Annotated in this window: 12 protein-coding genes and 1 pseudogene; 11 read left to right on the top strand and 2 right to left on the bottom strand. The window is 70.1% G+C overall.

The genetic code is table 11. The features are described from left to right. The 9 genes from RIF93_RS14560 to RIF93_RS14520 all read left to right on the top strand — a co-directional run. Positions 1-339, top strand: a 339-nt coding sequence (locus tag RIF93_RS14560) for a chemotaxis protein CheW (protein ID WP_309092172.1), incomplete at its 5' end; no start/stop codon positions are given. Continuing rightward, positions 336-1,208 (top strand): protein-glutamate O-methyltransferase CheR, encoded by an 873-nt coding sequence (locus RIF93_RS14555; RefSeq protein ID WP_309092171.1) that lies wholly within the window; start codon positions 336-338, stop codon positions 1,206-1,208. The genes RIF93_RS14560 and RIF93_RS14555, both read left to right, overlap by 4 nt. Beyond that, positions 1,205-2,236 carry a chemotaxis response regulator protein-glutamate methylesterase gene (locus RIF93_RS14550; protein ID WP_309092170.1) on the top strand — a complete coding sequence of 344 codons (1,032 nt, stop codon included), beginning with the start codon at positions 1,205-1,207 and terminating at the stop codon, positions 2,234-2,236. Before RIF93_RS14555 ends, RIF93_RS14550 begins: the two co-directional genes overlap by 4 nt. Next, entirely contained in the window at positions 2,236-2,625 is a 390-nt protein-coding gene (locus tag RIF93_RS14545; RefSeq protein ID WP_309092169.1) for a response regulator, read from the top strand. Before RIF93_RS14550 ends, RIF93_RS14545 begins: the two co-directional genes overlap by 1 nt. Continuing rightward, positions 2,622-3,194 (top strand): chemotaxis protein CheD, encoded by a 573-nt coding sequence (locus RIF93_RS14540; RefSeq protein ID WP_309092168.1) that lies wholly within the window; start codon positions 2,622-2,624, stop codon positions 3,192-3,194. Before RIF93_RS14545 ends, RIF93_RS14540 begins: the two co-directional genes overlap by 4 nt. 17 nt (positions 3,195-3,211) lie before the next feature. Further along, positions 3,212-3,553 (top strand): hypothetical protein, encoded by a 342-nt coding sequence (locus RIF93_RS14535; RefSeq protein WP_309092167.1) that lies wholly within the window; start codon positions 3,212-3,214, stop codon positions 3,551-3,553. Beyond that, on the top strand, positions 3,550-4,155 hold the full coding sequence (locus RIF93_RS14530; protein WP_309092166.1) for a response regulator: 606 nt from the start codon (positions 3,550-3,552) through the stop codon (positions 4,153-4,155). The genes RIF93_RS14535 and RIF93_RS14530 overlap by 4 nt, the downstream gene beginning before the upstream one ends. Beyond that, on the top strand, positions 4,155-4,610 hold the full coding sequence (locus RIF93_RS14525; protein ID WP_309092165.1) for a hypothetical protein: 456 nt from the start codon (positions 4,155-4,157) through the stop codon (positions 4,608-4,610). The genes RIF93_RS14530 and RIF93_RS14525 overlap by 1 nt, the downstream gene beginning before the upstream one ends. Before the next feature lie 36 nt (positions 4,611-4,646). Continuing rightward, positions 4,647-6,236, top strand: a complete 1,590-nt coding sequence (locus RIF93_RS14520; protein ID WP_309092164.1) for an NAD(P)/FAD-dependent oxidoreductase — start codon at positions 4,647-4,649, stop codon at positions 6,234-6,236. Between the two features lie 3 nt (positions 6,237-6,239). Here the strand turns inward: RIF93_RS14520 and RIF93_RS14515 are convergent, their stop codons facing one another. Both RIF93_RS14515 and RIF93_RS14510 read right to left on the bottom strand, forming a co-directional pair. Continuing rightward, on the bottom strand, positions 6,240-6,614 hold the full coding sequence (locus RIF93_RS14515) for a response regulator (RefSeq protein WP_309092163.1): 375 nt from the start codon (positions 6,612-6,614) through the stop codon (positions 6,240-6,242). Between the two features lie 12 nt (positions 6,615-6,626). Continuing rightward, positions 6,627-9,161, bottom strand: coding sequence for an ATP-binding protein (locus RIF93_RS14510; protein WP_309092162.1), 2,535 nt, complete (start codon positions 9,159-9,161; stop codon positions 6,627-6,629). A 222-nt stretch (positions 9,162-9,383) separates the two neighbouring features. Between RIF93_RS14510 and RIF93_RS14505 the strand changes: the two genes are divergently transcribed. Together RIF93_RS14505 and RIF93_RS14500 are read left to right on the top strand one after the other, a co-directional pair. Next, positions 9,384-10,766: a cystathionine beta-synthase gene (locus RIF93_RS14505; RefSeq protein ID WP_309092161.1), complete on the top strand. Its 1,383-nt coding sequence runs from the start codon at positions 9,384-9,386 to the stop codon at positions 10,764-10,766. Beyond that, a pseudogene (locus tag RIF93_RS14500) lies at positions 10,763-10,884 on the top strand (cystathionine beta-lyase); the annotation flags it as partial. The gene RIF93_RS14505 and the pseudogene RIF93_RS14500, both read left to right, overlap by 4 nt.

The following is a 10,884-nucleotide window of genomic DNA, read 5'->3' as shown; positions in this document are numbered from 1 at the left end:
CCGCAGGCGCCGGCCTTCGTGCGGGGCGTGATCAACCTGCGCGGCGCCGTGCTGCCGATCCTGGACCTGGGCGCCCGCCTGGGCCTGGGCGCGGCTGACCCGACGGCGCGGCACGTCATCATCGTGGCCCAGGTCGAGAAGCAGATCGTGGGTCTGCTGGTGGACGCGGTCTCGGACATCCTGACCATCACCGACGACATGATCCAGCCGACGCCCGACGTGGGCTCCGATCTCGCCCGCTCGTCGGTGCGGGGCCTGCTCGCCATCGACGGCCGGATGGTCAGCTTCCTGTCGCTGACCGGCCTGTTCCCGCAGGAAGACCTGGAGGCCGCTGCGTGACCCAGGTCTCGCCGGCAGGCGCGGACGGCAAGCGGCTGGTCGACGGCGAGTTCGTCTTCCAGGCCGAGGACTTCCGGCGCATCGCCGCCATCCTCCACGACTGCGCCGGAATCGCGCTTTCGGAATCGAAGGCGACGCTGGTCTATTCGCGGCTCGCCAAGCGGCTGCGTAGCCTGGGGCTGGAAAGCTTCCGCGAGTACTGCGCCCTGGTCGCCGACGCACGCAACGTGGACGAGCGCCAGCGTATGATCGCGGCGCTGACCACCAACGTGACCCGCTTCTTCCGCGAGCCGCACCACTTCGACCACCTGAAGACACGGCTTCAGCCCCTGCTGGAGGCCGCCCGCCGCGGCGGGTCGGTGCGCATCTGGTCCGCCGGCTGCTCCAGCGGCGAGGAGCCCTACTCGATCGCGCTGACCATCCTCTCGCTCATGCCCGACGCGCCCGACCACGACATCCGCGTGCTGGCCACCGACATCGACACCAACGTCCTCGCCCATGCGCGGGCGGGCGTCTATGGCGCCTCCAGCATGCTGCAGATCCCCGGTGATCTGCGGAGCCGTTGGTTCGAGAAGGACGGCGAGCGCTGGGCCGCATCCGAGACGCTGCGCCGGCTGATCGTCTTCAACGAGCTGAACCTGATGGCCGACTGGCCGATGCGGCGGAAGTTCGACGCCATCTTCTGCCGCAACGTGGTGATCTACTTCGAAGAGGCGACGCAAGCCCGCGTCTTCAGCCGCTTCCTGCCGCTGATGAACCCGGCCGCCCGCCTCTACCTCGGCCATTCCGAACGCATCTCGGGGCCTGCCGCCGCAGCCGTCGAGTCCGACGGTGTGACCATCTATCGCTTGAAGGAGCAGGCCCGATGATCCGGGTCCTCGTCGTCGACGATTCCGCGACCATGCGCAGCCTGATCTCGGCGGTGCTGTCCCGCGACCCGGAGATCCAGGTCGTCGGCCAGGCCGGCGACCCCTACGAGGCGCGCGAGGCCATCAAGGCCCTCAATCCCGACGTGCTGACGCTGGACGTCGAGATGCCGAACATGAACGGCATCGAGTTCCTGGAGAAGATCATGCGTCTGCGGCCGATGCCGGTGGTCATGGTCTCGACCCTGACGACCCGCGGCGCCGAGGTCACCCTGGAGGCCCTGGAGATCGGCGCGGTGGACTGCGTCGCCAAGCCGTCGACCGGGGGCCTCGAGGGCTTCCGCGAATTGCCCGAGAAGGTGAAGGCCGCCGCGCGCGCCCGGGTCCGCCCGCTCGACCGCGTGGCCGGCGCGCCCGCGCCGACGCGCATCGACCATGCCCCGGACGGCCGGCTGATCGCGATAGGCTCGTCGACCGGCGGCGTCGAGGCGCTGATCACCGTCCTCTCGCGCTTCCCGGCCAACTGCCCGCCGACGGTCATCACCCAGCACATGCCCGAGAGCTTCACCAAGAGCTTCTCCGAGCGGCTGGACCGCCTCTGCGCCCCGCGCGTGGAGGAGGCCGCCGACGGGGCGCCGCTCGAGATCGGCCGCGTCTATGTGGCGCCCGGCGGCGACCGGCACCTGGAAGTGGTCGGGGGCGCACGCCCCCGCTGTCGCGTCGCCGAGGGCGAGCGCGTCAACGGCCACCGGCCGTCCGTGGACGTCCTGTTCTCGTCCGCAGCCAAGACCGTGGGCGCCCGGGCGGTCGGCGCCATCCTCACCGGCATGGGCCGGGACGGCGCCCGCGGCTTGCTCGAGATGCGCCAGGCCGGCGCCCGCACCATCGGCCAGGACGAGGCCACCTGCGTCGTCTACGGCATGCCCAAGGCCGCCTTCGAGATCGGAGCCGTCGAGCGCCAGGCGCCGCTCGACAAGATCGCCGCCGAACTCCTCAAGGCGGTCAGTCCCCAGATTGTGGAGAAAGCCTGATGCCCGCTGCGGCTTCCATGCACGTCGTCGTGGTCGACGACCAACAGACCATGCGCTCGCTCGTTCGCACAGGCCTTCAGGAACTGGGATTCCGCGAGATCCGCGAGGCCCCGGACGGCGAGGCCGGCCTGCGGGCCGTGCTGACTGGCAAGGCCGACCTGGTGATCTCGGACTACAACATGCCTAAGCTGGACGGCCTCGGCCTGCTGCGCGCCATCCGCGGCCATGAGCCGATCCGCACCACGCCCTTCATCATGCTGACCGGCCGCGCCGACAAGGAGCTGGTGCAGCGGGCCGTGCAGTTCGGCGTCAACAACTACCTCGTGAAGCCCTTCACCGTCGGCACGCTGAAGGGGAAGATCGAGGCGGTCTTCGGCCCAATCACATGACCGCCTCCGCCCGGTACGAGGCCCTCGCGCAACGCCCGACCCACGTGGTGCAGGGCGAGTTCTGTGTCGCCGACCATCCCGACGCGGTGCTGACCACCGTGCTCGGCAGCTGCGTGGCGGCCTGCATGCGCGATCCGGTCCTCGGCCTGGGCGGGATGAACCACTTCCTGCTGCCGGGCGCCCAGGAGGCCGACGCCACCGGCGACGCCCAGCGCTACGGGGCGCACGCCATGGAGCTGCTGGTCAACGCGCTGCTGGCGCGAGGCGCTCAGCGCAGCCGCCTCGAGGTGAAGCTGTTCGGCGGCGCCCGGATGCTGAAAGCCCTGACCGACGTGGGCGCCGCAAACGCCGAGTTCGCCGAAGCCTACCTGAGGCTGGAGGGCCTGACCTATGTCGGCGGCAGCTTGCGCGGCGACCAGGCCCGCCGGGTCCAATATTGGCCGGGCTCGGGCCGCGCCCGCCAGATCCTCCTGCCGCACCAGGTCGTCACGCCGTTCGAAGCCGAGCGCGAGCGGGTCCGCCGCCCGCCGCCGGCGCCGGCCGCCGCGGGCGAGCTGGAACTGTTCTGATCCGAAGGAGCCGGAAGATGAGCGCCATGCAACCCGCTGCCCTTTCCGACGTGCTGACCGCCGCCGCGGGCGTGCTTCAGGACCTGGAAAGCCGCTGCGCCGGCCTGCAGGACGCGCTCAGTCCGACGGTGGCGTGCGGTCTGAACGGTGAGGCGGTCCAGGACCTCGACCACGTGACCCAGAGCCTCGCCAGCCTTTCCTACTTCCTGGCCGCGCTCGCCGACGGCCTGCCGGCCGAGTGGCGCGCCGACGCCGCGGCCGCCGCCCGCGACCTGCCGCTGGAAGGCGTCGCCGCCGCGCTCAGCCTCGCGCGCCTGGAGCCCCGCGCCGCCGCCGGCGACCTGGAGCTGTTCGAATGACCGGCCGCGTCCCCGGCGCCGACCCGCGCCTCAATCTTTCCAAGACCGTCGTCCTGATCGTCCAGAACAGCCAGGCCGAGCTCGACATCCTGGGCCAGGTGTTCATCGGCTTCGGGGTGAAGGCGATCCGCAAGCACATCTCGCTGCAGGACGCCGAGGAGGTCGCCCGCCGCGTCGACTTCGATCTGATCGTGATCGACGGGGACTACGAGGACGACGGCGGCTATGAGTTCGTGAAGCGCCTGCGTCGCGAGCGCGAGGGCCGCAACCGCCTGGCCCCGGTGCTGCTGGTCGCCGGCCACACCCCGTCCAGCCAGGTCTTCAAGGCCCGCGACTGTGGCGCCAACTTCGTCGTCGCCAAGCCCATCACGCCCAAGGTCCTGTTCGATCGCATCCTTTGGTTGGTCCAGGACCAGCGGGAGTTCGTCGAGTGCGAGACCTACGTTGGCCCCGATCGTCGCCACAAGGCGTTCGGCCCGCCGCCCGGCATGCAGGGCCGCCGCAAGGACGACCTGTCGCCCGAGGTCGGCTTCCCCGCCGGCCCGGATCTCGCCCAGTCCGAGATCGACGCTTTGCTCAATCCCCGAAAGGCGGTCGCGTGATGACAGCCAAGACGTTCAAGTACGAGAACCGCCTGGCCAAGGCCCTCAACTACAAGACCGGCCTGACCTTGAAGGAGGCGGTGACCGCCGCCGATGGCCGGCTGGTCGAGCTGCGCGAACGGACGCTGGACGAGATCGACCAGACCGTCTGCCACATCCTGGAGCTCGCCAAGCAGGTCACCCGCCTGGACGATCCGCAGGTGCAGGAGATCTATGTCTCGGCCAACCGCATCATCGCCATGGCCGGCGTCTTCGAGCGCACCGAACTGGGCGAGGCGGCCTACAGCTTGTGTGAGCTGATCACCCGCTTCCGGGCGGCGGACCGCTGGAGCACCGCCATGGTGGCCGTTCACGTGGACGCGTTGCAGGTGATGCGTCTGGTGCAGGCGCACGATCCGGGCCACTGCAAGGCCCTGCGCGAAGGCCTCCGGAAGGTGGTGGACTCGGTCGCCTGATCGCCAAGCGGCGCCGGTCGTGGCACACGGAGGCTCATGACCGACGTTCTCGTGATCGGGGCCGGGCACAACGGCCTGACCTGCGCAGCCTACCTCGCCGCCGCGGGCTTGAAGGTGACCGTGCTTGAACGGCGCCACGTCGTCGGCGGCGCCGCCGTCACCGAGGAGTTCCACCCGGGCTTCCGCAACTCGGTGGCCAGCTACACGGTCAGCCTGCTCAATCCGAAGGTTATTCGCGACCTGGACCTGGCGCGCCACGGCCTCAAGGTGGTGGAGCGTCGGGCGGCCAACTTTCTGCCCTTCGATGGGGACTACCTGCTGACCGGCGAAGGCCGCACCAAGGCCGAGGTGGCCCGCTTCTCGCCGCGCGACGCCGAGCGGCTCGACGCCTACAACGAGCGGCTCGACGCCATCGCGGATGTCCTGCGCGAGCTCGTCCTGCAGACGCCGCCGAACCTGGTCGAAGGCGGCTTCGCCCAGGCGGTCCCCGAACTCCTGAAGAGCGCCAGCCTCGGGCGCCGGCTGTCGAAGCTGGACCTCGCCGCCAAGCGCGACCTGCTTGCGCTGTTCGCCCAGTCGGCCGGCGACTGGCTGGACGGCTGGTTCGAGAGCGAGCCGATCAAGGCGGTCCTGGGCTTCGACGGCGTCGTCGGCAACTATGCGAGCCCCTATACGCCCGGCTCGGCCTACGTCCTCCTGCACCACGTCTTCGGCGAGGTGAACGGCAAGAAGGGGGCCTGGGGCCACGCCATCGGGGGCATGGGCGCCATCACCCAGGCCATGGCCGCCTGCTGCCGCGAGCGCAGGGTCGAGATCCGCACCGGCTGCGGCGTGGCCGAGGTGCTGACCGAGAAGGGTCGGGCGACCGGCGTGGTCACCGAGGCCGGGGAGGTCCTGAAGGCCCGGCTGGTGGTCTCCAACCTGCATCCCCAGCGGCTGTTCTCGAAGGTCGATCCGGCGGTCCTCCCAGCCGACTTCCGGGAGCGCGTGGACCGCTACCGTTCGGGCTCGGGCACGTTCCGGATGAACGTGGCCTTGTCCGAGCTGCCGCGCTTCACCGTGCTGCCCGAGCTGGGCGACCACCTGACCGCGGGCATCATCGTCGCGCCGACGCTGGAGTACATGGACCGCGCCTACATGGACGCGCGCGTCCACGGCTGGTCGCGGGAGCCGATCGTCGAGATGCTGATCCCGTCCACCCTGGACGACAGCCTGGCCCCCGAAGGGCGGCATGTCGCCAGCCTGTTCTGCCAGCATGTGGCGCCAGAACTGCCGGGCGGCCGCTCGTGGGACGACCATGGTGACGAGGTCGCCGACCTGATGATCGCCACCGTGGACAGGCATGCGCCGGGCTTCGCCCGTTCGGTCATCGGCCGCCAAGTCCTCTCGCCGCTGGACCTGGAGCGCACCTTCGGCCTGGTCGGCGGCGACATCATGCACGGCCGCCTGAGCCTCGATCAGCTGTTCTCGGCCCGTCCGGTGCTGGGCGCGGGGGACTACCGGACGCCGCTGGCCGGCCTCTACCAGTGCGGATCGGGAACCCACCCCGGGGGCGGCGTCACGGGCGCGCCCGGCCACAACGCGGCCCGTGAGGTGCTGCGCGACGTGAAGAGGCGGCGAGTCTAGGGTCTAGCGGCCGGCCGCCGCCTTCACTTCGGCCGCGAGGGTCATCGGGTCGAAGGGCTTGGCGATGACGGCGATGGCGCCCAGCGACATCAAGCGCTCGGACTCCTGCCGCTGGGCGCGGGCGGTGATGAACACCGCCGGCACGGCGTCGAACTGCGGGCGCTGGCGGATCCAGCCCAGCAGCGTGGGCCCGTCGACGCCCGGCATCATCACGTCCAGGAGGAACAGGTCGGGCGTCCAGCCCCCGGCGTCCAGCACCTCCAGCGCTTCCTCCGCCGACCCCGCCGCCCGGACCTCCAAGTCGGAGTCCATCTCCAGCGACATGGTCGCCACTTCGCGGATGTCGGGTTCGTCGTCGACGTAGAGGATCTTCAGCACGCTCGTCCTCGCTCAGGTTTCTGCCGGCTCTGCGGCGGTGGCGGCGCACAGGCGCCGCACGGTGGCGACCAGTTGGCCGAGGGATGTGCGCGACTTGACCAGCACCGCGTCCACGGCGTCGGCGATCTTGCCCTCGTCGAACGCCTGGGCCGAGAAGACCACCACGGGGATCGGGCGGCCGTCCTTGTCCACCAACTCGCCGAGCAGGTCGAGGCCCGACCCGTCCGGCAGACCGACGTCGAGGATCACCAGGTCGGGCGTCGCCTCGGCCAGTCTCGAGCGCGCCGCCGCCAGGCTCTCGGCCGAAACGAGGCGGCAGCGACCCGACAGCGCTTCCTCGACCAGATGGCGCAGGTCCGGGTCGTCGTCCACGTGCAGCACCAGGGGGCCGTCGTCGTCGCTGGTGTCGATCGCCTGGCCCAGCGCCGCCTGCAGGCGGCTCATGTCCACCGGCTTCTCGATCCAGTCCACCAGGCCCAGCCCGGCCATGGCCTCGCGATCGGCCCGGTCGCCCGAGATGATGATCGTCGGCAGGTGGCGCATGGCAGGATCGGCGCGCATCCGCCGCAGCAGATCGAGACCGGAGCCGTCCGGCAGGCGGATGTCCAGCAGCAGGACATCGAAGGCCCGCCCGCTCGCCAGCGCCGTCTGGGTCTCCTTCAAGGTCGCAGTGGCCTCAACCGCAAACCCCTGGGCCCGCAGGGCCTCGGCCAACACGTGGCTGACGTCCGGATCGTCCTCGCACAGCAGCACGCGCGGCTCGTTCCCGGTGCGCGCGGCTGGTGCGCCGGCGGCGGGTCGCTGGGCCGCGAGCTCGAAGAAGAACGTGGCGCCCTGGCCAGGCGTGCTCTCGAACCAGATGCGGCCGCCGTGCCGCTCGACGATCTCCTTGCTGATCGCCAGGCCCAGGCCGGTGCCGCCTTTCTGCCGGGTGTCGGAGGAATCGGCCTGGGCGAAGCGGCCGAAGATCCGCTCGCGGAATTCCGCTGGAATGCCCGGCCCCTGGTCGCTGACGCGCAGGCGCGCATGGCGGCCGGCGACTTCGACCTTCACCTGCACCTTGCCACCGCGCGGCGAGAACTTCAGGGCGTTGGAGATCAGGTTGGTCACCACTTGCGTCAGCCGATCGGCGTCGCCGTGGACGGTCACCGGCGCGTCAGGCGGCACGTAGGCGATGGCCACGCCGGTCTCGCTCGACAGGCCGCTCATGCCGTCGATGGCCCGCTGCGCCAGGTCGCCCAGATCCAATGGGCGCAGGGTGAAGGTCAGCTTGCCGGACTGGATCTTCTCCATGTCCAGGATGTCGTTGATCAGCCGCACCAGCCGACGGCTGTTGCTCTCGGCGATGGCGATCAGCCGTCCGGCCTTCTCGGGGAGCGTCCCGCCGGCGCCGCCGACAAGCAGGCCCAGCGACCCGGCGATGGAGGTCAGCGGCGTCCGCAGTTCGTGGCTCACCGTGGAGACGAACTCGGACTTGGCGAGCTCGGCCTTCCGCCGCTCGGTGCAGTCGCGCATCACGGCCACGGCGTGCACGCCGTCGGGCTGGTGCATCTCGCCGAAGTTGATGTCGACGGGGAAGGTCGCGCCGTCCCTGCGGCGGGCCTCGAACTCGCAGGCGGAGCCCTGGCGCAGGTTCCGCTCGTTGCGCAGCCGGTCGAGGAAGAGGGCGTCGCCGCCCATGGCGTCCGGCACCAGGGTGGAGATGTCGCGGCCGACCAGTTCGGTCACCGAGTAGCCGAACATCTCCTCGGCCGCCCGGTTCATGGTTTCGATCCCCCCGCTGGGGTTGAAGATGACGATGGCGTCCATCGCGGAGTCGAAGATCGCCTGCCGCCGCTCGGCCTCCGCCCGGGCCCGGGTGATCAGCTTTGTGCGCAGATTGGTGTAGCGGAAGGCCATGACCGCCGCGGCAACGATAGCGGCCAGCACCAGCATGAAGCTGATCGAGGCCACGCGGCGGGCCTGCAGGGTTTGCCGGTTCGACTGCTCAAGCCGCTGCGACAGGTTGCGCGCCTCCGCGGCGGTGATCTCGTCAGTGACGGCGCGCAGCTGCTCCATCAGGTTCTCGCCGCGGCGGGTGGCGACGATCGCGCTGGCCGCCTCCAGGCCTTGCACGTCGCGCGCGCGGCGCGTCGCTTCCATCACCTCCATCCGCTGCGAGGCGAGTTCGCGGGCCCGGAACACCCGCGCCTGCTGGTCCGGCTGGTCCGCGAAGGCCAGGTGGAGCTGGGCGAAGCGGTCGTCCAGGTCCGGAGCGGCGGCGTGGTAGCGGCGCAGGAAGCTGGGATCGCCCGCCAGGAGATAGCCGCGGTGGCTGCTCTCCACGTCCTTGAGCGCCAGGGCGAGCGCCTGCACCTGCGCCCGGCGCTCGGCCGAACGCACCATGGCGGCATGCGCGGCGTCCTGCTGGGCCTGCTCCAGCGTGGTGGCCCGCCAGGCGACGACCAGGAGGATCGGGACCAGCAGGATCACGGTGGCGGCGCACGCCCAGAACAGACCGTCCTGCGAAAAGCGCCGGCGTACGACGGCGACCCAGCTGCCGATCATGGAGGCTCCCGTTGGGGACGGACGCTTTATCAACGTACGCGCGTCCTGCAAGCTCCCACAACCGCGGGCGCTCGGAAGGTCTTGCCCCGCTTAATGTTCGCCGCGGCAATGAATTCCCGCCTTGCGCCATGCTTTAGCCTGATGTCTACCTGCCTTTGCTGAACTCGAAGCAATCCGGTTCCGTTTGCAGGCCGTGCGCTTCCGCAAACCAGAGGCATCTTCGTGACCACCCTGCCCCTGCCGCCGCTCGCGGCCTCCGCCCTCGACCTGATCGGGCGCACTCCCATGGTCGAGCTGACCGGCTTCGAGGCCGGCCCCTGCCGCCTGTTCGTGAAGCTGGAGAACGCCAACCCCGGCGGCTCCATCAAGGACCGCATCGCCCGCTCGATGATCGAGGCGGCCGAGAAGGACGGTCGGCTGAAGCCGGGCGGCACGATCGTGGAGGCGACGGCCGGCAACACGGGGCTCGGCCTGGCGCAGGTGGGCCTGCTGAAGGGCTACAAGCTGCTGCTGGTGGTGCCCGACAAGATGGCGCGGGAGAAGATCCAGCACCTGCGGGCGATGGGCGTCGACGTGCGCATCACCCGCTCGGACGTCGGCAAGGGCCACCCTGAGTACTATCAGGACATGGCGGCCGCGATCGCCGCGAAGCTGAACAACGCCGTCTACATCAACCAGTTCGAGAACCCCGCGAACCCGCTCGCCCACGAGACCACCACGGGCCCTGAGATCTTCGAGCAGATGGACGGCGACATCGACGCGGTGGTCGTGGGCGTGGGCTCCGGCGGCACGCTCACGGGCCTGGGCCGCTTCTTCAAGAAGGCCTCGCCCAAGACCCGCATGGTCCTGGCCGATCCCGTCGGCTCGATCCTGGCTCCGCTCGTCAACGAGGGGAAGAAGGTCGAGGCCGGCTCGTGGATCGTCGAGGGCATCGGCGAGGACTTCGTGCCCGACATCTGCGACCTCGGCCTGGTCGAGAAGGCCTACGCCATCACCGACCAGGAGAGCATCGCTACGGCCCGTGAGCTGCTGATGAAAGCCGGCATCCTCGCTGGCTCCTCGTCGGGCACCCTGCTGGCGGCGGCCCTGAAGTACTGCCGCGAACAGACCGAGCCGAAGCGCGTGGTCACCCTCGTCTGCGACACCGGCTCCCGCTACCTGTCCAAGATGTACAACGACAGCTGGGTGGCCGAGCAGGGCCTGGCCGAGCGCCAGCTGCACGGCGACCTCCGCGACCTGATCGCCCGCTCGGAGGGGGAGGCGGTGACGGTCGGTCCCGAAGACACGCTGCTCACGGCCTACAACCGCATGCGCCAGGCCGACGTCAGCCAGCTGCCGGTGATGGACGACGGCCGGCTGATCGGGCTGATCGACGAGAGCGATCTGCTTGAAGCCGTCGAGCGCCGCACCGCCGAGGGCCGTTTCAAGCAGCCGGTCTCCACGGCCATGACCGCCAAGCTCACGACTTTGCAGGCCAGCCAGCCGCTGGACGCCCTGCTGCCCGTGTTCGAGATGGACCAGGTGGCGATCGTGATGGACGGCAAGGAGTTCCTGGGGCTCATCACCCGGATCGACCTGATCAACTACCTGAGGCGAAAGGCGTGACCGACAACATCCCCGGCAAGAACCGGCTCGACTTCGCCACCCGGGCGATACACGGCGGGCAGGAGCACGATCCCACGACCGGCGCGGTCATGCCGCCGATCTACGCCACCTCGACCTA

Source organism: Phenylobacterium sp. (assembly GCF_031181185.1).
Taxonomy (GTDB): domain Bacteria; phylum Pseudomonadota; class Alphaproteobacteria; order Caulobacterales; family Caulobacteraceae; genus Phenylobacterium.
This window is presented reverse-complemented; position numbering and strand designations above follow the sequence as displayed.